Genomic DNA, 21,677 nt, shown 5'->3' with positions numbered 1-21,677 from the left:
GCTCAGGGGAAGTGAGTATTCACTTAACGATTTCAAGCTGCGCTGGAGTACTCCCTAGCGCACGCCAATCGGGTACATACATCGATTCTACTTGTGGCGCAGGTACCTGGTAGAGGCCTGGCGTGACCGCCCGCGCCAGATAGAGCAACGTGGTGTGACGGTAACCATCGACATTGACGGCAGCGACATAACGGTCATCACGAAACTCCTGATGTTTGATATCCGATTGCTGCATATCCTGTAATAGCTCAGTCACGCTGCTGGCACTCTCTCCCAAACTGGCGCTGCTATCGCCCAGATTCTGGTTTTCCAGTTCCAGACCAGCAGGCAGCAAATCAACCACCAGCGCATCCGGTACCCGCCTATCGGCCCAAACATCCAGATGCACCAAGACTAACTCACCACTTTTCAGTTGTGATAACTGCAACGGATTGCCATCTAGCCCAATGTAACTCCGGGTGATATGCAAATTATTACTGAATGGTGCCGGGGTTTGCTGCGGATATCCCACCACTGCAACGCGGCTATACAATGGTGTATCACCCCGATTTTGCAGTTGCATCCCCGCAGCCAGTTGTGATGCCGACCAGTTTTGGTTTAACGCGGTACTTTGGGTCAGCGTCACGCTATCCGCAATTGGCTCAGCTTGTGGCGCGATAGCAACCTGCCACGGCGTTTCAGCGCCATTCATCAAGGTGCGCCCCGCAAGGAATATAGCATTGCTCTCCTGCGTTGATAGGTAGTTGCGGCTGGTCAAGGCATCAGACAGGGCCAACAGACGACTATCACGTGCTTGCGGCAGTAGATTGTTGTCGGTTAACAGTGCCAGAATAAGGGCATCATCGCGTATCGGGCTACCGTAATCCTCCAGCCAGTAATCCTTATCACTGCGTATGGTATTTAGCCCCTGAGTGATGGCTTCTTTGGCACGAGGCATGTCGCCCATCAATTTCAATGCCACACCCAACTGCACCAGTGGTAAGCCAGAACGCGCTTCACTGTTACGGCTATATAACTGCCGTAATGCGCCGAGCGAAGCCTGCTGCTGCTGCGCCAATACCAGCCCCGCATAGGCTTGCACCGCAAAGCGGGTATGCTTGGTTTGCTCGCTGTAGCGAATTTCAACCTGATTAGGATCCTGTAAATAACGCTGTAATCGGGTATTCGCCGCCGTCAGTGCCGCCGCAGGCACGCTGTAGCCTTGTTGGCTGGCACGGTAGAGGAAGTCAGTGGCATAGGCGGTTAGCCAGAACTCTTCCGGGCTGTCGTTGCTCCACAAACCAAAGCCGCCGTTGTAGCGCTGCATACTGAGCAAATGCTCAATCCCGACATCAATCGTCTGTCGCCGTTTTTCATCGCTATCGGCCTTAATACCCAGCGCAGTCAACTGTGCATGGTTGCTGTACAGTGAGGGATACAGTCCACTGACTGTCTGCTCCAGACAGCCATAAGGATAGGCGTATAACTCGCTGATATAACGAGCCAAGTTGAGAGGTGGGCGGCTGGTTATCAGCAGTTGACCTTGCAATGTTTCAGCACTCAATCCCGCCGTAGCCTGCTCAGGCAGGCTCCAGCTTTCACCACTGCGCAGCACATTAGCGAAATGGCGCGTTTGGGCCGGATAGGCTGGCCGCACGCCAATTTTCCAATGATGCTGGTAATCTGGCAGTTCTTCATTTGGCAGTACCATGCCACTGATCGTCAGACCAAGATCACCCTGCCCAAACCCGTTCAGCGCCCGAACCGGGATCAGTACCGTTTTACGCTCACCGTTCGCCAGCGTAACGGACTGAGTTTGCGCGCCATTTAGCGCCAGTAAATCACTGGCGGCCAATTTCAGCGCTAAGGTTTGTGCCTGACCAGATAAATTACTTAAGTCCAGAGCCAGTTGGGTACTGTCGCCACCGGCCAGAAAACGTGGCGCTGCCAGTTGAGCAATCAATGGTGCTGCCACCACCACTTTCGACTCTGCTTTGCCAAAATCTTCATCACTCCAGGCTTGGGCCATTAAACGTAACTCACCGTTAAAATCTGGAATCGCCAGCTCAACGGTGCCTTCACCCTGTGCGTTTAATGTCACCGGTTGGGCTTGCTGCGCTACAATAGTCACTTCGGTAATGGGTTTCTTGCCCCCATGGGACAGCGCATCTTCCTCATCACCATCACCACCAAAACGTAAGCTGGCTAAACGCCCTTGCCCTTCTATCAATTGCCCATAGACATCATAGCGATCGGCGCTGTAGCGCTTACGGCCAAAAAAGGCATCGTAAGGATCTGGCGTGGCGTAATCCGTAATATTCAAGATCCCGCTGTCAACGGCTGACAGTAAAACTTGCACTTTTTCCGGTAACGGCGCGCCACTGCGGCTGGCCTTCACTTTTACCGTTAAAGTTTGATTGGGCCGGATACGCTCGGGGGCATCCAATTGCAATGCCAACTTGCGGGTTTCATCCACCAACGGCAGATGCAATAAACCAATCGCTCGTTTTGGCGTCGCCTGTTGTGATTTATCACCGGGGCGAATCACTGTGGCACTGAGATACAGGTCATGCCGATTCCACTCTTTGTTAATCGGCACTTCGACCTCTGCACCACCCGCAGGAATAGTCACTTCCTGCCACCACAGCGGGCCGTCGCTGGATTCCACCAGCAGATAGCCATTACCCGCCGCTGGCGCTTCAATATGTAACTTCACTTTTTCGCCTGGGCGGTAAGCGGGTTTATCCAATGTTAATTTGACCTGATCAGGACGCACCGCACCACTGCCAGCGGTATTATCCTGCCAACTGTAACCGGCCCAGAAACGAGAACTGCTGATCAATTCATTATCTGGGTTACTCACCTCAATGCGGTATGCGCCCCACTCCACCGGGAAACTGACTTTAGCGCTCCCGTTGGCGGCGATATTCACGCTTTGCTCTGCCAGAGTCAGATCTTTTTTATCAAATAACGACTGCCAGCCATCACTTTCTGACCACTGCCAGTAGTAATCACGCCGCTCACGTACCAACTTCACTTTAATACCATTGACGGCCAGTTTTTCGCCGCTGGCATTTGCATAGATAATTTCAAAATCAGCCTGCGTATCCTGATCCACCATCGCCTGTGATTTATAGCTGTCACTGCGGTAATCATAAACCTGCTGTTTATTGAACAGCGGGCGAATCCCCACCAACGCCTCAGCAGGCCACACTGCTTGCTCCGCACGGCGAGTGACTGGCCGGCCACCCGACTCCAACAAGCTGGCCTGTAATATCAATTTCAGCGGCGATTGGGCATGCTGCCAACTGTTATCCACCGCAATATCTGTCTGCCCCTCGTTATCTAAGGTGGTATCAAACTCATCTAAGGTGCGGGAGAGGTTCTCTTCGATAATCGAACCAAATTCAAAACCGGGCAGTGTGGCAACAGCTTCACGCAGTGGGCGCAGGAATAATTGGCCTTGCAGACGGTTGCCCGAGGCCGGGGCACCGTATAAGTAACGGCCAGTGACGGCAAAGTTAGCCTCACTGTCAGTGGCGATCGGTTCTTTACTGGTGGCAATATCGAGCGCCATACGCTCTGGCAGAAAATCCTCTACCTTGAATTTGTACAATCGTGGCTGGTTATCACCCACATTCAAGCGTAGTGACCACTCGCCAGTTGGGCCACCTTCAGGTATGGCATATTGGTATTGATACAGGCCATCCTGTGGTTGCCAGGTAAAGCTGCGCACCACTTGATTATCCGGTTTGAGGATATCGACTTTAACTGGTTGGGTTGTTAGGGGTTTACCGTCAGCATCGCGCAGTAACCCATTAACAATTAAGGTTTCACCTGGCCGATACAGGTCACGGGGGCCAAAGACAAAGAACTGCTTCTGGAAACCCTCTGGACCGGCAATATCAAACTCGGCCAGATCTAAAGCGGGCGCATTAAGGTCGATCAGACTGGTCTGCCCATTTTGCGCGGCGAGTAGCAGTTTGGCGTTAGCGTTTTTTTCCAACTGCGCATGGCCCTTGCCGTCGGTTTCGGCCTGAGTCAACACCTGGCCTTTATCATCCAACAGTTGCAGTGACACGCCTTTCAATGCCGCACCACCGGCTAATGCCTGAGTGAACACATCCATCTGGTTATGGTAGCTATGTAGCGAAACACCGATATCACTCAGGGTAAATAGGGTAGCAGCATTGGTATAGCTGTAGTGACCGGCTTGCTGCATGACAGCCAGATAGACGCCAGATTCTTGTAACGGCTTGATATCGGCTAAGGGCAGCAACAGCTTTTCACGGGTATTAACCGCAGGATTGAGATCAAAACGGCCGGTATAGACTAAATCAGCCATTTTCAGCAGTTCGTCCGATTCCCAGTTAGAGAGCGCACTGCGGTTCTGCCAGTTAGCGAGGAAGTTAGCCAGGCTGCTTTGCTTAATGCGAAAGAAGTTAACATCGACGTTATCAACATTGAGCGCCATCACCGGCAAGCCCTGCGCCAGTTTGCCCGGCAGCAAAGAGCCTTTGCTGGCAAAGCCGACACTCGGTTTAATATCACGCGTGGTGATTTGTTGCTGTTGTTGTGCACCCAGTTGCGCGCCACCTACCCCTTGCAGCGTGCTGTCGACAGTCAACAGCAATTTACGCTCCGGTTTGAGATGGCGTAAACGCAGCTCCATTAGATTATCGGATAGCTCCCAGGCACCGTCGATGTTGCCACTGACGGTATCAACCAGATGCACCTGTGCGGCGAAGTCCTGATTTGGATTCAGTGGTTGCGAGAAGGTCAGCACCATGGCACTGGCCCCGTCAAGTTGCAGTTCAGAGGCATCCAGCAAGGTGAGCGGCTGACCAGCATGGCGTTTTGCCAGCTCCGCCAGTACCACCGTATCTGTGGGTTTACTCGCCGGTGTTTTTGCCGCCGAGGTACTGGCTTGAGCCGCAGGCGGTGTGACCACGCCCTTATTATTGCTGTCATCACAAGCGGCTAATAACAACGCCGCAGCGAGCAATATAGCCGCCCGACCCCCCTTAATTCCTGACATTAACCGACGCAAACCATTGTGATTCATATCTTGCTCCCTGGCTGATAGCAAGATTATAGCATTGGTATGAAAGGGAATATAGGGAGGGAAGAGTCAAATCATTCTCTTCATAAAAAAATGCGCATTGGCTCGCATTTATATCGCCCTTTCTAAACAACGCACACCAAAAACCTATTTAATATTTTTTTAAAAAAATTAAATTATTCAATCTGCCAATGAAAGACAAGGCAGAACATAAAATAAAAACCAATAAAATCAACATAAAAACAAGGAATCCCTCACAATAAAATAAAATTAAAAATCAAATTAATATAAACCACCCGAATTAATATTTTAATAAATAGGAATGGGTAGCTTACTTCTTTATATTTAATCCAACATTTTGTCGTTATTACCCCTCTTGAGTATTTCGTCTTTTAAATTAATCTGTAAATAGGAATATATAAAACCATGGGTCATCGCAACACATTAAACACACGTTTATTGCCGTTATCTATTTTGGTCTCATCATTGATATCTGGTGGGGCAATTGCTGCATCAACATCTACTTTTATACCCGGTGCAACTCTCGGTATGGGCAATGCTGGCAGCTTTTCCATACCCGCTAACACCCCGGTGGTTAACACCAAAGCCCCTGAAGATATCTTGCTGGAAAGCATCTTCCCTGAAGGCCAAACAATCACACCAGAAATGATTACTCGGGCTGAGTCGCAAATTACAACAATGCAACAGGATCACCAGCAGCAGATTAAGGATATTGAAGCCAGCATTGCTAAATTAGCACCGGCACAAAAAGAACAAGCGAACAAAGAACTAGACTCATTTAAAGGTGTATTTGAAAAAAATATCACGCAGTTAGAGGCCGTTGTTGCTTATGCAAAAGACGATACCGAAGACAACAAAAACAAACTCAATGCAGCAGCAGCAGATGCTTTTACAGCCTCGCTCAATAGCAAAGCACCGGGCCAGTTCACCGCTGAAGAAGCCAAATCACTGTTTACTGCGTCATTAACCAACGATAACTCAGCTATTTCGCCAGAACTTGAGCAAAAAGCCACGGCAGTTACACAGCGGCAACAAGCAAGCCAAAATACTCTGACTAAGGTACAAAACTACCTGACTCAAGGTGTAATTAGCCAGGAACAAAAAGAAAAACTGGCGGCTTATTTTGCCGATAAACAAGCTAAGTTCAACGAGCTGGCTGTTGCTAAACAGGCAGAAGAAGAAGCCAAAAAAGCAAACATCAAGGCAAAAGCTGATGCTGCAGTCCTGAATGTTAAATCCGTTCTTCTTAAGACAAGTGTTGAAAACGCTAAGAAAGAAAAAACTCAAGCTGAAGATAGCTTAAAACAGCTTGATACTAAAAAAAGTACTGCAATTGCAGCTGTAGATCCAAATTGGAATGCAAGCACACCAGATCTCGACAACGAGCTACAAAAACTGATTGATGATACAAGCACGCCTCCGACCAAAAAAACTGAGGCTGAAGCCGCGCAAAAGGCCATCAAGGATGCAGCGGCAGCACAGCAGGTAGCTGATGACGCAACCAATAAATATCAGTCTGCCGACGCTGATTTTAATATGATTGGGCTTAAGGCTATTAATGCCATTAATATTAAAACTGACGCTGCGGATAAGCTCGCCACTAGCACCACAGAAATGCACAATGCGGCAGCAGCATTAGCTAATTTAGAGACAGTAACGACTACGACTATTGATATACCTGCATTTGAGCAAAAAATTGCCAGCACTGAGCAACAAACCGTCGCTACCGGAACCTTTGCAGTCGATACCCAAGTATCAGGCGGCACACAAAATGTGGAAAAAGACGGCGAAATCATTAACAGCGTGATTAGCGAAGATGGCACCGTAACGTTGGCGCTTGGCGCGTTGGCAAATAGTACTGTTATCACCAAAGGCATTATGGAAAATAACGGTGGTACGGATAAAAATACCAATGTTGGTGCAGAAGGTCAGTTAAGCCTTAAAGGGATAAGTGAGACTGAACGAGCCAAATCAGAAGGGGCTATTGTTGCCAAAGGCGGCCAGGTTACAGCGGGAGATTATTCTTTTGTCAGTGATATGGTCAGTGAAGGTGACATTACTGCCAAAGATAAAGCTGTTATTTCTAAAGCCATCATCAACGGTGGGAACTTAACCCTGCAAAGCCAAGCTATCGCAGCAGATACCACGCTGAATGGCGGTGTTTTCACCGTTGAAGCTGGTGCGGGAGCGATACGTACGACTATCAATGATGGCGAATTCGCGGTTAATGACAAGGCGAGTGCTTATAAAACCACACTAGAGAACGGTACCTTCACTTTGGCGAGCGGTGCCACAGCAGAGTATACGACGGTTAATGGCGGCAAGTTCATTGTTAACGATGGTGCCACGGCCGAGCATACCGAACTGAATAACAGTCATTTCGAGCTTGCTGGTAGCGCAAGCGCCCATCATACCACGGTTAATAACGGTGCAGAATTCACCGTTATTGGCGATGCGAAAGCTGACAACACCACGGTAAACGGCGGTATCTTGAAGCTTAAGTCGCGCATGCAAGCCAATAAGATATTGGTTGAAGACGGTTATGCGCTGATCTACAGTTCGCTGAAAGACGCGGAGTTAAATGGCGGTACCACCATTTTCACCCAAACTGCCGCAGTCGAAGGGACTATTGATGCCAACCAAGGCAGCTTCCTGAGCGTCCATGACGGTGCAGCAACCCAGAATGCAGACCTGAATTTAGCCGGTAACATGGTGCTGGTGGCCGAAGATGCACCTTATGTCAGGCTACACCCAACTTCCCGTGCGGCCTTTAGCGCCATGAATGGCAAACCCGCTAAATTCGCCTTTAAAGATGTCACGCTAGCGGGCGGCTCTATCGATATGAGCCAAACAAAAGCGCAACTGACCATGAACTCATTGGCAGGTAACGGTAGCTTTAACTTAGGTTCAGCCCTGCACAGCCATACCACGGCACCACTGAATGTAACGGGTGATGCCAATGGTGATTTCAACGTTCAGATCGATGCCAGCGGTGTTGCTCCGGCTAACCTGAATGTCGTTGATGTACAGGGTACCAATAACGCGCGCTTTGCACTGGCTAATGGCCCGGTAGATCTGGGTAACTATAAGCACAACCTAGTCAGTAATGGTCAAGGCGGCTTCAAACTGGTAGCCGATAAAGCAGCTCTGACACCAAGCACCGCGGGTGTGCTGGCTGTCGCCAATACCATGCCGGTTATCTTTAATGCTGAGTTAAGTTCAATTCAGAATCGTTTGGATAAACAAAGTTCGTCAGCTAACGAAAGCGGTGTGTGGCTCACTTACCTGAACGACAGCTATAACGTGAAAGGCACAGCGGCCAACTTCAACCAGAAGTTGAATGGCATGACTTTAGGTGGCGATAAAGCCATTGATTTAGGTAATGCCGTATTCAGTATCGGTAGCTTCGCCAGCTACAGCAGCTCAAATATCAAATCTGATTACCAGAGCAGCGGCAGTGTGGAAAGCAACTCATTGGGTGCTTACGCGCAATATTTGGCTAACAGCGGTTATTACATTAATGGTGTGCTGAAAACTAACCAGTTTAAACAGAACCTCAGTGTAACCGCTAAAGGCGGCAGCGCCACCGGCAATACTAACTTCTCCGGTCTGGGTCTGGCCATGAAGGTAGGTAAACATATTAATATCAATGAGATGTATATCTCTCCTTATGTCGCGCTGAACACCTTTAGCTCCGGCAAGAGCCAGTACCAACTGTCTAACGGCATGGAAGCACAGAGCCAAGGCGCACGTTCTACCACTAGTACTTTGGGGATGAACACCGGTTATCGCTTTGTGTTGAATGGTGGTACTGAAATTAAGCCTTACGCTATCTTCTCAGTGGATCATGACCTGATGGCCAGTAACAAGGTGATGGTTAACAACGAAATGTTTGATAACAGCCTGAAAGGGACCAGAGCTAACGCAGGTGTGGGTGTCAATGTAAACCTGACCTCTAACCTGTCAATCGGTTCTGAAGTGAAAGTCTCTAAAGGTAAAAATATTGCGACCCCAATGACCATTAATATGGGCGTTGCTTACACCTTCTAAATAACACGTTAAGTTCTTCATGTAGCAATGAGAATGGTGTGTCAAAAAAGGGAGCCAGTTACGGCTCCCTTTCCTATATCTAGCTAACCTGACCCGCCAACAGCGAGTTAATGGCTGGTCGAGGGAATCACATTTCTCAGCCAACTGCCCCAACGGCGCTGATAAAACGCCTGCGTATGGGTCATCAGATAGTGGCTTACCCCACGCTCTTTCTCATTAACCAGACAGAAATCGACCGGGCGATCATCCGGTGCATGGTCACTGGCCACATTGCCCGCTTCCTGAATTAGCTGATCTATCTCTTCGGGCGAACCATCCACTTCTAACCCAATCAGTAAGTTAGCTTGCTCATCCACACTTTTATCATGCATCAATGCCAGAAAAGCACGCCGCACCGGTTTGCGCTGGCTGAACAGTTGGATCAACGCATCAACCATCGCCGCCGGATACTCTTCCGGCTGGCCCAACAAGATTTGGCTCTCTTTATCCACCATCATTTCAGCCGGTTGGGCTAAACCGCCATTTTCCAATAGCATCGCCACTTCTTGCGGCCAAAACTCTTTGCCATGTTCTGATTTCGGGTTCAGGAACAGATGTGCACCCTGTGTCATTTCAAATAACACTCGTACTGGCATAGCAACAAAAGGCTGCTTTTCGAGGTCAGTTTGCTCATCCTCAGCCTGGCTCAGCGCCTGTTGCAATACTTCTGGCGAACTGAAGAAAGGAATAACTGATTCACCATCCTGCTTTTCCCAATGCAGAATATTGACCCCATTGCCCGCAGTGAAGGTCATCTCGCTATCCTCACCGCCCGGTTCTGAGCCGGCCACCAGCACTAACACCGTGGCGTCCAGTAACGTGCGGAAAAAAGCAGTGCGATAAATTGACTCAGTTGCCGCCAATTTTAGCAACGACTCCAGACTCTGGTCCTCATCATGGTGGTGATCATGGTTATCATTGGCAGGTGGTTGTAGCAAACTCATCTTGTACTCCGAAAAACGTCAAGCAGATCGAACAAAGGGACGTAAATGCGCCCCATTAGTAGCTTACAAAGCCAAACGAAGGGGAAGCGCGCCGTTCGGGTCGTAGCGGCGTGAGCCGCCGGAGTGCCCGTGGGTGTGCTAGCCCCTTCATTCACCAAACTTACTGTTTTGCTTTCGCCAACAACAAATTAGCAATGGTACGAACACCTAAACCTGTAGCACCGGCAGACCATTGTTCAACCGCACTTTTACGGTAAGTGGCAGAGCAGTCAATATGGAGCCAACCTTGTTGGTAGTTTTTCACAAAATGCGACAGGAATGCGGCGGCAGTACTGGCACCCGCACTGTAGGCAGCGCCCGCCACATTATTCAATTCAGCAAAGTTAGATGGCAACTGGCTGCGATGGAATTCCGCCAGCGGTAAACGCCAGAAAGGTTCATGTTCACTTTGCGCGCTGTTCAGCAGCGCTTGTGCCAGTTCATCATCAAAGCTGAACAGAGCATGGTAGTCGTTACCCAATGCCGTTTTGGCCGCACCGGTTAAAGTGGCAGCATCTATAATCAGCGGTGCGTTTTGTTCAGCGGCATCAATCAGGCCATCAGCCAGTACCAGACGCCCTTCAGCATCGGTATTCATGATTTCTACAGTTTTACCATTGCGGTAACGGATAATATCACCCAGTTTAAAGGCATTACCGCTAACCATATTGTCGGCACAACACAGATACAACTTCACACGCTGTTTCAAGCCACGCGCCGCCGCCAGGGCCAAGGCTCCCGTCACGGTGGCTGCACCGCCCATATCGGATTTCATCGAGTCCATGAACGCACTCTGCTTCAGGCTGTAACCGCCGGAATCAAATGTAATTCCTTTACCTACCAGACAGGCCATTACCGACGCATCAGGATTACCGGTTGGGTTATAATCCAAGGCCAGCAATACCGGTGCACGATCAGATCCACGACCCACGGTATAGATCCCAGCATAACCCTGCTCGCGTAGATCTTCGCCTTTGGTAATACGGTAACTGACCGCATCGCACGAGACGGCACACATCAAATCAATGGCATTTTTAGCCAATTGCTCTGGACCTAAGTCTTCCGCCGGTGCGTTGATCGTGTCGCGCACCCAATCGATAATTTTTATGCGTTGTTTCAGTTCAGTTTTTTCGTTCTCTGGCAGTTCTGCCCACTCCACGCTGCGCTGACCTTTTGGCCCACGGAACCCTTGCCAAAATGCCCAACTTTGCTCCAACCCCCAGCCCTCGCCAGCCAGTTTTATGTGCTTAATTCCCTGCCCATCTATTTTGCGCGCAGCACGTTGAATCGCACCTAATTGACCGTTGTCCGTCAGGTGGATAGTCATCCCTTCAGCGTCGGTACTCAACAGCGCTTTCTCGCCCCAACGGGCATCTGCCGGATTATGCGACAGGGATACTTGCATCAATTCTGTTGTCATTATTACCTCGTTATTATTTTTTGCTGTTATTCAGCTAGTTATACGCAGCCCTGTGTTGACTGCGGCGGACCCAATAATATTTCTTTGTATAAGGTATCAGATCAGGTACAAAAAAGGCCGCTTTCGCGACCCTACGATACTCACTCAAACTCATCCAACCACACTAATAGAATGGCCTCTAGCACTTTTTCATTCGATTTCTGCGGATCGTCGTCAAAATCTTCCAGAGAGCAAATCCATTGATGCATATCGGTAAAACGCACAGTTTTCGGATCGGTATCCGGGAATCTGTCGTAGAGTGCTTCACCGATTTCCCGAGTATCTTGCCACGTTAAGCTCATATCAATGCTCCCGCGCATGGTTAATGGTATAACGCGGGATCTCAACTACCAAGTCTTCGTCGGTCACTCTGGCTTGGCAGCTCAGGCGACTCTCCGGCTCCAGACCCCAGGCTTTATCCAACATATCATCTTCCAACTCACTGCTTTCTGGTAAGGAATCGAACCCTTCACGCACCACGCAGTGGCAGGTGGTGCAGGCACAGGATTTCTCACAAGCATGCTCAATATCGATCCCATTGCGCAAGGCAACGTCGAGTATCGTCTCACCTTGGGTTGCTTCCAGTACTGCACCATCCGGGCAAAGGTCTTTATGGGGCAGAAATACTATTTTGGGCATGATTAAACCTCATCCACTGAATGACCAGCCAACGCACGGCGAATGGAAGCATCCATCCGGCGCGCAGCAAAATCTTGCGTTTGCGCATCTAACGCTTTGATCGCAGCTTCGATTGCGTGTGGGTCGTTACCCTGCATCTGCTGCTGTAATAAGGCCATCGCCTGAGCGATAGCGGTACTTTCTTGCTCACTGAGTAATGCTGCATCTCCTGCCAATGCGCCTTGTAAACTCTCCAGCACACGGGATGCTTCGACCTGTTGTTCCGCTAACTTACGCGCACTGACATCACTTTGCGCATTCGCCATCGAATCTTTAATCATATTGGCAATTTCATCATCAGATAGTCCATAGGATGGCTTAACCTGAATCGATGCCTCAACACCGGTGGACTTCTCCATCGCGGTAACACTCAATAAACCGTCAGCATCTACCTGGAAAGTAACACGAATATGCGCACCACCTGCAGGGAGTGGCGGTAGGCCACGCAAGGTAAAGCGGGCTAATGAACGACAATCTTGCACCAATTCACGCTCGCCTTGCAGCACATGGATGTTCATCCCACTCTGCCCATCTTTAAAGGTGGTGAACTCCTGCGCGCGGGCCACTGGAATAGTGGTATTGCGCGGAATAACTTTTTCCACCAGGCCGCCCATGGTTTCCAGCCCCAATGAGAGCGGGATAACGTCAAGCAGCAGCATGTCACTATCGGGCTTATTACCCACTAAAATATCGGCCTGGATGGCGGCACCGATCGCCACAACTTTATCGGGATCAATCGAGGTTAGCGGCGTGCGGCCAAAGAATTGCCCGACTTGCTCACGCACCAGCGGCACACGGGTTGAACCACCAACCATCACCACTTCCAGCACCTCATCAGGAGTCACTGCGGCATCTTTCAACGCACGGCGACAAGACATTAATGTCCGTTTGATTAACGCTGCAATCAGCGATTCAAACTGCCCACGGGTTATTTGCCCCTGCCAGCCAGCAACAGAGACATCTACAACCTCGGCGTCACTCAACGCGATTTTAGCCGCGATCGCGGCATCAAGTAATTGCCGCTGAATACCATGATCATCACGGGAGTCAATACCTGCTCGTTCACGCAGCCAATCGGCTAATAGATGGTCAAAGTCATCGCCCCCCAGGGCAGAATCACCACCGGTTGCCAACACTTCGAACACACCACGGCTCAAACGCAAAATAGAGATATCAAAGGTGCCACCGCCAAGATCATAAACGGCAATCACCCCTTCCTGACCTGAATCCAGGCCATAGGCAATTGCCGCTGCGGTCGGCTCATTAAGCAGACGTAATACATGTAGCCCCGCCAGACGTGCCGCATCTTTGGTACCCTGACGCTGAGCGTCATCAAAATACGCCGGCACAGTGATCACGACACCATCCAGATCACCACTCAGTGCCGCTTGGGCACGTGCAGACAATACTTTAAGAATATCAGCAGACACCTGGATCGGATTCACCAACCCGCTGGCAGTCTGGATCATCGGCAAGCCATTTTCGCTGGGCTGGAATTGGTAAGGCAGATTAGGATAGCGCTGTACGATATCTGCCAAAGAGCGACCTATCATACGTTTAATTGAACTGATGGTATTGACTGGGTCCAATGCCGCCAAATTGCGGGCATTCCAACCAACATCAATACTATTTGCTTGATAATGAACCACTGAGGGCAAAAGATCCCGCTGTTGCTCATCAACCAGCGTTTGTGCTTTACCGCTACGCACGGTGGCGACCAATGAATTGGTCGTACCTAAGTCTATGCCTGCGGCCAGCCGACGTTGATGCGGCTGCGCAGTTAAACCAGGCTCACTAATTTGTAATAAGGCCATGTTGAGCTTCCATCAATCTATACTCGTCATACTTCAAGCTGCATATTCGTTGGCTACGTTCGTTACTCGGCCCATCCATAGGCCTCGCCTCTACGAGGCCGCTGCGAGCAGCGTTCAAATCTGCTCCCGGCAGATTTGTCACCAGAATCATTGACACCCGTCAACTCATCGGGACTCATTCACTTGCCGCCTTCCTGCAACTCGAATTATTTAGAGCATATAAAAACGTTAGTGACGCGCCCTAATAAGAAGTAGCTGGGCATTGCAGTCATCAATAAATTGAATTTTATTTATTCTTATCAATTAGATACAATTTCATTACCTTATCAGGCACTCAGGAAAAGTCATCAAACAGGCGCTCTTCAAGTTGTTCAACCTGCTGTTGTAACTTATCCAAAAAACGCAATTTACGCACAGTATCAGCCGCCAGTTCCCACTGTTGCTTATCCAGTTGCTCCACCATTTGCTGACTGCGCGTTTGTGTCATCAATGCTAAGCGGCTACCGAATGCAGCAAGCTGCGTTTCAGCATCGGGTTTGCGTTCAATCTCATCAAGCTCTTCACGCAGTTCCAACTGCTCTATCAGAAACGCAGTATCACGCATGGTGTGCTGTTCATTGCCTAAATCAAAACCCTGCAAAGATAACATATACTCGGCACGTTTTAACGGATGCTTGAGGGTTTGGTAAGCGTCATTGATGGTTGCGGCTTGTTGCAACGAGGCTAAACGCTCGCGTTCAGGCTGGTTAGCAAAACGGTCAGGGTGGAATTGACGTTGTAATTCCTGATAGCGGGTAGTGAGTTGGTTGCCGTCAACCAGATAGCGGGGCGGCAGCCCGAACAATGTGAAGTAATCCATAGCATGCTCTGGAATATAGTGATGACTTAGCAAATATTATACAGCCCTCTTGTTATGCAAGAGAGCTGTATGAAGCACAAGTGCCTGAGGTAGAAACAAAAACAGGAGTCAGACGTTAAAGCTTTCACCACATCCGCACTCACTTGAGACATTCGGATTGTTAAACTTAAAGCCTTCGTTCAGCCCTTCCTTGACGAAATCTAATTCGGTGCCATCAAGATAGACCATGCTTTTGCCGTCGATGATCACTTTCACACCTTTGTCTTCAAAAATGACGTCATCGTCGTTCATTTCATCAACAAATTCGAGTACATATGCCATACCAGAGCAGCCCGATGTCCTTACGCCCAAGCGCAGACCCAAGCCTTTACCACGGTGATTTAAAAAGGCACTGACCCGTTGTGCAGCACTGTCGCTGATTGATATCGACATACACCTTCCTCAACTCTGCTAACAATTGATAACCTATGTTACAACTACTTGGCAGTATGTTTGCTTTTGTAGTCGGCGATAGCTGCTTTAATGGCATCTTCTGCCAGAATCGAGCAGTGAATTTTGACTGGCGGTAACTCCAGTTCTTCAGCGATTTGAGTATTTTTGATCGCTTCAGCCTGATCGAGAGATTTGCCCTTCATCCATTCAGTTACCAGAGAGCTGGAAGCAATGGCTGAACCGCAACCATAAGTCTTGAAACGAGCATCTTCAATAATACCGGCTTCGTTGACTTTGATCTGCAATTTCATGACATCACCACAAGCGGGTGCGCCAACCATGCCACTACCAATAGTAGGGTCTGCGTTGTCGAATGAACCGACGTTGCGTGGATTTTCGTAATGATCGATTACTTTTTCGCTGTAAGCCATGTGATTACTCCTGAGTCTTAAAGTCTGGAATTAATGGTGAGACCATTCAATGCTGCTGATATCCACGCCCTGTTTGAACATATCCCATAACGGGGACAAATCACGCAGACGGCCAATAGATTTACGCACCAGTGCAATGGCGTAGTCTACTTCTTCTTGAGTGGTGAAACGCCCCAGAGAGAAACGAATTGAACTGTGAGCCAGTTCGTCGTTCATCCCCAACGCACGCAACACATAAGAAGGTTCCAGACTCGCGGAGGTACAGGCTGAACCTGATGAAACAGCCAGATCTTTCAGTGCCATGATCAGCGACTCACCTTCAACATAGTTGAAGCTAATGTTCAGAATGCCAGGTGCGCCATTCTCTAAATCGCCATTCAGGTAAACTTCTTCGATATCTTTCAAACCATTCCACAAACGCAGGCGCAGTGAGCGCAGACGCGCAGCTTCGCTTTCCATCTCTTCTTTGGCGATACGGTAAGCTTCACCCATACCGGCTATCTGATGGACTGGCAAGGTGCCTGAGCGCATACCACGCTCATGACCACCACCGTGCTGTTGTGCTTCGATGCGAATGCGTGGTTTACGGCGAACAAACAGCGCGCCAATGCCCATCGGACCATAAACTTTATGGGCTGAGAAGGACATCAAATCAACTTTCAGTTTGCTCAGATCAATCGGTAATTTACCAACACTTTGCGTTGCATCGACGTGGAAAATGATCCCGCGACTGCGGCACATTTCGCCGATTTCAGCGATATCCTGCACCACACCGATTTCATTATTCACGTGCATGATAGAGACCAAAATGGTGTCTTCACGCATGGCCGCTTCAAGCTGTTTCAGGTCGATAATACCGTTTGACTGTGGTGCCAGATAAGTCACGTCGAAGCCTTCACGCTCCAGTTGACGACAGGTATCCAGCACCGCTTTATGTTCGGTTTTACAGGTGATGATGTGCTTGCCTTTCTTTTGATAGAAATTAGCCGCACCTTTTATTGCGAGGTTATCAGACTCAGTTGCACCGGAGGTGAAGACAATCTCACGAGGGTCAGCACCTACCAGAGCAGCAATATCATTACGTGCAATATCAACGGCTTCTTCTGCCTGCCAACCGAACTTATGAGAACGCGAGGCGGGGTTACCGAAAATACCGTCCAGAGTCAGATACTGCATCATTTTTTCAGCGACACGAGGGTCTACCGGGGTAGTTGCTGCATAATCCAGATAGATCGGTGTCTTTATTTTTGATTCGGTCATTGCTCTTATGCTCCGTACATCACTTCCAAAACGTAAAATTCCGCAGATTCTGCTTATGCGCGCAGATTGACGTTAATCGTCTCTTGCGGTCGGCCATTAGCCGTACGGCGCGTATCGTTATTCTGACGATCCGCAACCTCTAGGATATCTTGGTTATTCACCAGCTCTGCCAGCGTAATATTGTTGAGGAAGCTGCTGATGCGCTCACTCAGATCACGCCACAAGGTGTGAGTCAGGCAACGATCACCGCCCTGACAGCCTTCTTTACCCTGACAACGGGTAGCATCGACAGATTCGTCTACGGCGGTGATTACTGCACCTACCGCGATTGCTGATGCATCTTTGCCCAGCAGGTAACCGCCACCTGGACCACGAACGCTGGCAACTAAGCCATTTTTGCGTAACCGTGAAAACAGTTGTTCCAAATAGGATAATGAGATCCCTTGGCGTTCAGAAATATCTGCCAGAGGAACTGGCCCGTCCTGGGAATGTAATGCCACATCAAGCATGGCGGTCACGGCATAACGGCCTTTGGATGTCAGTCTCATAGCTAAAATTACCTGTTGGTGAAAACAAGCCAGAATTCTGACATTCTTGACTGTTTTAGTCAACTATTTAACCTAGTAATTTACTCAAGTATTATTAACCTATTCCATTTTGAATAATATGGCAGGATTTTAATAATAACCAATTGATATAAAACCTTATTTTTTGTTATCTAACGCACTTTCACCCGCATCATGCTGTGGGTATTTATCCTGTTTTTCAATGGATGTCAGCATACCGCGCAAGATATTTAGCTCTTGAGCCTCTGGGCGTGCACGGGTAAACAGACGGCGCAATTTACTCATAATCTGGCCTGGATGTGCCTGTCGGATAAAACCAGTATGGGATAACACCTGCTCCAAATGCAGATAAAAGCGCTCCAGATCATCTACCAAAGGATAAGGAGCTTCCTCTTCTTCTATTACCGGTGCCGCAGCCTGCTGGCGATCAAGGAATGCTACCCGCACTTCATAGGCTAAAATTTGTACCGCCATCGCCAAATTTAATGAACTGTATTCGGGGTTTGCCGGGATCGCCACATGATAATGGCATTTCTGTAGTTCATCATTCGTCAGCCCTACCCGCTCGCGGCCAAATACCAATGCAACCGGAGCATGTTCTGCTTCGTGGGCGCTGCGCACACCACATTCACGCGGCTCTAACATTGGCCAAGGCAAGGTGCGTGAACGGGCACTGGTACCGACAACCAGACTACACCCAGCCAATGCTTCATCTAAAGTATCGACAATAGTAGCATTACCAATGACATCACTGGCGCCGGCAGATAGCGCAATCGCCTGCGAATCGGGTTTGACTAAAGGGTTAACCAGATACAAGTTGGTTAATCCCATGGTTTTCATGGCTCTGGCTGTTGAACCCATATTGCCGGTGTGCGAGGTTTCGACCAAAACGATACGAATATTGTGTAGCATACAAACTCTGAAGATAACGGGGAATCGCCATATCTTAACACAGACATATACCCAAGCTACTTCGAGTTGCAGGCAGGCGGCAACCGAGTGAGTCCCTGGGAGCTTAGATAACTAAGTGACCAGGGCAAATAAGGGCAGCCAACACCTCTGCATCTTGAAGGGTGACGGGTATAGGCATTTATCAGAACCCCTGCTATACTGCGCCCCGTTTCTCGTTCTTTAACATCCTAGTGGAAGATACCCATGCATCCGATGCTGACTATCGCCATACGCGCTGCGCGTAAGGCCGGTAACCTGATTGCCAAAAATTATGAAACCCCGGACGCTGTCGAAGCGAGCCAGAAAGGGACTAACGACTTTGTTACTAATGTAGACCGTGATGCAGAGCGCCTGATTGTCGAGGTCATCCGTAAATCTTACCCAAAACACACCATTATTGGTGAAGAGTGCGGTGAGTTGGTTGGTGAAGACGATGATGTACAATGGGTTATTGATCCACTGGATGGCACTACCAACTTCATCAAACGCCTCCCTCATTTCGCTGTTTCTATCGCTGTACGCATCAAAGGCCGTACCGAAGTGGCAGTCGTTTATGACCCAATGCGTAACGAATTGTTTACAGCTACCCGTGGTCAGGGCGCGCAATTAAACGGTTATCGTCTGCGCGGCACCAATGCTAAAGATTTAGACGGCACTATTCTGGCGACCGGCTTCCCATTCAAAGTAAAACAACATGCGCCAGCTTATCTGCGCGTGGTGGGTAAACTGTTTGAACAGTGTGCAGATTTTCGTCGCACCGGTTCAGCGGCGCTGGATCTGGCTTATGTGGCCGCTGGCCGTGTTGACGGTTTCTTTGAGATTGGTCTGAAGCCATGGGATTTTGCTGGTGGCGAACTGTTGGTACGTGAGTCTGGCGGTATCGTGACTGACTTTGCTGGCGGTCATAACCATTTCAGTTCTGGCAATATCGTAGCCGGTAATCCACGTATTGTTAAATCTATCGTTCAAGCGATGAGCGATGAGATTAGTGATGCATTGAAACGTTAATATCATATACCCGTCATCTTTCAAATTGCAGGTGTGTTGGCTGCTCTCGTTCACCCGAATCACTTACTCGAGTAAGCTCATCGGGGTTCTCTTGTTTGCCGCCTTCCTACACCTTGAAATCTATAGGGTATATACGCATCCAGCCATATAAAAAAAGCCAGTCGGCTAATCCTGACTGGCTTTTTTCATTGTTAACTTTAGCGGCCAAAGGGCCGTATGCCGCCGATAAACTCCGGCTGACTAGAAAGATAGAGCAGCACACCGGCAAACAGCAGAATAATCCCGCCGGTTAATGCCAGAGTAGACCACGCAATAGCCCCCCAGGCTACCGGTGCACGATTACGGCTTAAGTACACCGCCAGACGCCGCGCATAATGGACAAACAGCGCCAGTAGCGAAATGGTCAGGGATGTTCCGATTGCCATCGCTATCGCTGACAAAATCCCCCACCCGTAGACGCCGATCACTTTGGCAAATAACAGCACCATAATCGCGCCGGAACAGGGCCGCATCCCCATCGCCAGAACAATCGCCAGACGAGTGCGCCAGTCATCACCAGCTTGTAGCTCTTGAGCACTAGGGAGATGGCGATGCCCACAACCACAATGGTCACTATGAACATGGTTGGCAGGCAACGGTTGTATACGTTGGATGCTGATTTTTTGCGGTTTGAGTAGTTTAATCTGCTGATAAAGACGCTTTAAGGCCCGTAAACACAGCAAAACCCCCAGTGCGATAACCAGCAGAAAACTGCCCTTCTCCAACCAGAAACTGCTTTGATGCAGATACCGTGATGAAAGTTGTAAAACACCCAGCAGTAACGTTACCAACAAGATAGCCACACCACCTTGCAATAGTGAGGCGGCAAAAGTTAGCTTCAGACTCTCTTTTAATTGTGCCGGATGGGTCGCCAAATAAGTGACAATCACCACTTTGCCATGCCCCGGCCCCATTGCATGCAATACGCCATAAATCAGGCTAAACATCATCAATGTAAAACCGGTCTGATGGGGATTAGCTTTAACTTGTTGCAGTAATTGGGCCATCTGCTGATGCATGCTTTTCTGCCAAACGACTGTTTTGAAAAGCATCTCAGGCCAATAAAGCCATGCCAGCTGGGCTGCACCGGCTAAGATCAGTAAAAACAGTATTAGCGGCCATAAATTTATCAGCCAGTGCCGGGGGCGTGAAACTGCCGTGATACCTACTGACATTGTACAGTAACCCGCTGTGCAAACTGTTTTCCTAGTTCCATGTCTTCTCCTGGCGAATCACTTTTATCCAACGATAATGCATACGCTTGTAACGAAGCATTGGGATCTGGGGTAAATAAGGTTAACTGGCAACTTTTCTCCATGTCAGTTGATAACCTTACCGCCTTGTTGCCCGCATAGGTCATGTCAACAAAATAGGTCGGGTCGTAAGTGGAGATGATGAAAGGCTTCCCCGCCAACGGTTGGGGTTCTGCCAGTGGCAAAATAAACTCTAAAACTGCCTGATGCCCCTTGCGGGATAAGTGATACTCTGTTGGTAAGTTTTTATATTTCACCGGTTTACCGTCACGATAAATATCGGTGAAATAATGCTGCCCCAGCACATTAGCCATCACTTCAGCCGCCAGTTTTTTCCAGATTTCAGAGTCACTTTTGGCATTTTCTGCATCATATAACAGATCGGCAGATGTGATTTCATCCATAGTCCATACCATTTTCATCCCCACCAGCATCTGTTTATCGCTAACGAAAGTGGCATCCATATCAATAAAACTGTGCGGATGGGCCTGCGCCAACTGGCTATAAACAAAAATCCCCCCCGCCAGCAGCAAAGCTATCAGTCGTTTAACCATCATATTGTTATAGTATAACATATCACACATTAATCAATCCTTAGATATTTTATGATGTGCCAAAAGTCATTGGTGTTACCGGCAGGCAGTCAGCTAACGACCCTATAGCTCAAGCACTGCGGGGAAAACTGTGATGTAAGTTATAAGTCGATGTAAAAGCCCAGAGCCCCACTAAACCGAATAGAATCTCTTTTGCTATGCTTAAGCCTGATAAACAACAACACATTCATCACGGAAGG

Annotated in this window: 16 protein-coding genes; 2 read left to right on the top strand and 14 right to left on the bottom strand. The window is 49.0% G+C overall.

What is annotated here, in order from left to right; all coding sequences use genetic code 11:
• Positions 1-19: 19 nt before the first annotated feature.
• Positions 20-5,044: an alpha-2-macroglobulin family protein gene (locus tag V1953_RS05345; RefSeq protein ID WP_442850733.1), complete on the bottom strand. Its 5,025-nt coding sequence runs from the start codon at positions 5,042-5,044 to the stop codon at positions 20-22.
• 423 nt (positions 5,045-5,467) lie between these two features.
• Between V1953_RS05345 and V1953_RS05340 the strand changes: the two genes are divergently transcribed.
• Positions 5,468-9,112: an autotransporter outer membrane beta-barrel domain-containing protein gene (locus V1953_RS05340; protein ID WP_442850732.1), complete on the top strand. Its 3,645-nt coding sequence runs from the start codon at positions 5,468-5,470 to the stop codon at positions 9,110-9,112.
• A 107-nt stretch (positions 9,113-9,219) separates the two neighbouring features.
• Here V1953_RS05340 and sseB read toward each other — a convergent pair whose 3' ends face one another.
• The 11 genes from sseB to trmJ all read right to left on the bottom strand — a co-directional run bounded on the left by sseB (position 9,220) and on the right by trmJ (position 18,545).
• Complete coding sequence (gene sseB, locus V1953_RS05335; RefSeq protein WP_372569469.1) at positions 9,220-10,095, bottom strand: enhanced serine sensitivity protein SseB; 876 nt, start codon at positions 10,093-10,095, stop codon at positions 9,220-9,222.
• A gap of 160 nt (positions 10,096-10,255) precedes the next feature.
• Entirely contained in the window at positions 10,256-11,554 is a 1,299-nt protein-coding gene (gene pepB, locus V1953_RS05330; protein ID WP_442820598.1) for an aminopeptidase PepB, read from the bottom strand.
• A 140-nt stretch (positions 11,555-11,694) separates the two neighbouring features.
• Complete coding sequence (gene iscX / locus V1953_RS05325; protein WP_372559672.1) at positions 11,695-11,895, bottom strand: Fe-S cluster assembly protein IscX; 201 nt, start codon at positions 11,893-11,895, stop codon at positions 11,695-11,697.
• 1 nt (position 11,896) lies between these two features.
• Positions 11,897-12,232: an ISC system 2Fe-2S type ferredoxin gene (fdx, locus tag V1953_RS05320; protein WP_004713939.1), complete on the bottom strand. Its 336-nt coding sequence runs from the start codon at positions 12,230-12,232 to the stop codon at positions 11,897-11,899.
• 2 nt (positions 12,233-12,234) lie between these two features.
• Positions 12,235-14,085, bottom strand: coding sequence for a Fe-S protein assembly chaperone HscA (gene hscA, locus V1953_RS05315; protein ID WP_442850731.1), 1,851 nt, complete (start codon positions 14,083-14,085; stop codon positions 12,235-12,237).
• 334 nt (positions 14,086-14,419) lie between these two features.
• Entirely contained in the window at positions 14,420-14,944 is a 525-nt protein-coding gene (hscB, locus tag V1953_RS05310) for a co-chaperone HscB (protein ID WP_083163175.1), read from the bottom strand.
• Positions 14,945-15,052: 108 nt separating this feature from the next.
• Positions 15,053-15,376 (bottom strand): iron-sulfur cluster assembly protein IscA, encoded by a 324-nt coding sequence (iscA, locus tag V1953_RS05305; RefSeq protein WP_005192709.1) that lies wholly within the window; start codon positions 15,374-15,376, stop codon positions 15,053-15,055.
• Positions 15,377-15,420: 44 nt separating this feature from the next.
• Positions 15,421-15,807, bottom strand: a complete 387-nt coding sequence (gene iscU / locus V1953_RS05300) for a Fe-S cluster assembly scaffold IscU (protein WP_005159510.1) — start codon at positions 15,805-15,807, stop codon at positions 15,421-15,423.
• Positions 15,808-15,837: 30 nt separating this feature from the next.
• The gene (locus V1953_RS05295) at positions 15,838-17,052 is read right to left on the bottom strand and encodes an IscS subfamily cysteine desulfurase (RefSeq protein WP_083164132.1); all 1,215 of its coding nucleotides are present in this window, start codon (positions 17,050-17,052) and stop codon (positions 15,838-15,840) included.
• 68 nt (positions 17,053-17,120) lie between these two features.
• Positions 17,121-17,615 (bottom strand): Fe-S cluster assembly transcriptional regulator IscR, encoded by a 495-nt coding sequence (gene iscR / locus V1953_RS05290; RefSeq protein ID WP_004707916.1) that lies wholly within the window; start codon positions 17,613-17,615, stop codon positions 17,121-17,123.
• A gap of 156 nt (positions 17,616-17,771) precedes the next feature.
• A complete protein-coding gene (trmJ, locus tag V1953_RS05285) occupies positions 17,772-18,545 on the bottom strand; it encodes a tRNA (cytosine(32)/uridine(32)-2'-O)-methyltransferase TrmJ (protein WP_372569471.1) in 774 nt (257 codons plus the stop codon).
• 243 nt (positions 18,546-18,788) lie between these two features.
• Between trmJ and suhB the strand changes: the two genes are divergently transcribed.
• On the top strand, positions 18,789-19,592 hold the full coding sequence (gene suhB, locus V1953_RS05280) for an inositol-1-monophosphatase (protein ID WP_005192722.1): 804 nt from the start codon (positions 18,789-18,791) through the stop codon (positions 19,590-19,592).
• A gap of 197 nt (positions 19,593-19,789) precedes the next feature.
• Here the strand turns inward: suhB and V1953_RS05275 are convergent, their stop codons facing one another.
• Positions 19,790-20,806 carry a nickel/cobalt transporter gene (locus V1953_RS05275; protein WP_442850730.1) on the bottom strand — a complete coding sequence of 339 codons (1,017 nt, stop codon included), beginning with the start codon at positions 20,804-20,806 and terminating at the stop codon, positions 19,790-19,792.
• A complete protein-coding gene (locus V1953_RS05270) occupies positions 20,797-21,459 on the bottom strand; it encodes a DUF1007 family protein (protein WP_420073054.1) in 663 nt (220 codons plus the stop codon). The genes V1953_RS05275 and V1953_RS05270 overlap by 10 nt, the downstream gene beginning before the upstream one ends.
• Between the last annotated feature and the right edge of the window lie 218 nt (positions 21,460-21,677).

Source organism: Yersinia sp. 2541 StPb PI (genome assembly GCF_052217145.1).
GTDB classification, from domain to species: domain Bacteria; phylum Pseudomonadota; class Gammaproteobacteria; order Enterobacterales; family Enterobacteriaceae; genus Yersinia; species Yersinia enterocolitica_E.
The sequence above is the reverse complement of the archived record's forward strand: the minus strand, read 5'-3'. Positions and strand labels throughout refer to the sequence as shown.